This window comes from Pararhizobium antarcticum (assembly GCF_001885585.1).
Taxonomy (GTDB): Bacteria; Pseudomonadota; Alphaproteobacteria; order Rhizobiales; family Rhizobiaceae; genus Pararhizobium; species Pararhizobium antarcticum.
The window spans coordinates 1-766 of the sequence record NZ_LSRP01000059.1 but is presented as its reverse complement, the minus strand read 5'-3'; the positions used below and the strand labels follow the sequence as shown (position 1 = coordinate 766).

At 53.5% G+C, this 766-nt stretch carries 1 protein-coding gene; it reads right to left on the bottom strand.

What is annotated here, in order from left to right:
• Window positions 1-650, bottom strand: a 650-nt coding sequence (locus AX760_RS05490) for a LacI family DNA-binding transcriptional regulator (RefSeq protein WP_245294936.1), incomplete at its 3' end; no start/stop codon positions are given.
• Window positions 651-766 lie beyond the last annotated feature (116 nt).

The following is a 766-nucleotide window of genomic DNA, read 5'->3' as shown; positions in this document are numbered from 1 at the left end:
ACCCCGGTAAACTCAAAACCTCGGTCGAGCGCTTCAGATGCTCTTGTGATTTCGTTGCTAAAACCATTTAACCGCTGAAGCGAGACGTCTGTGGTACTCGGCCCTCCAACGTAACCAATGCGGTTGTGTCCTAGCCCTACAAGATAGGAGGCAGCTAGCCTGCCTCCCTCGACGTTGTCGACCGAGACAAGGGAATGTCCCACCAGCGGGCGGTCGATCGTTACACATACCAATCCCTTCGATAGCCTTTCGCTCACGAGGCTGCTGCTGACCGGGGCAATTACAATCCCAGCCGGCATCCTTCCGAGGAGGCTCTCGATTTGCTTCTTTTCAACCTGGGGATCATCGTGAGTGTTGGCCAGAAGCACGGAGTATCCCGCCGCCGATGCCAAGAGCTCGAGGTGCTTTGCCAGATCGGCGAAGAACGGATTTGTGATGTCTGGAATGACCAGTCCGATGATATCGGACCTGTTGAGCCGGAGACTCCGCCCGAGGCTGCTCGGGGTGTATCCCAGCTTCTCAATGACGTCTTCAACCCGCCGCCGAATACTTTCCGTGACGGTGACGTTCTTGGACAGAACGCGAGATACCGTACCAAGCGAAACCCCGGCTTCACGCGCAACATCCTTGACGGTTGGTTTCAAAATCACACTCCTGGTTCTTTTGAATGACGAGTAGCACAACTCTGCGAAAAATCACTAGTTCGAACGTATGAAACGTTTCATATTGACGCGTCTTGATTTTGTGGCTATGTAGACTGTACGTT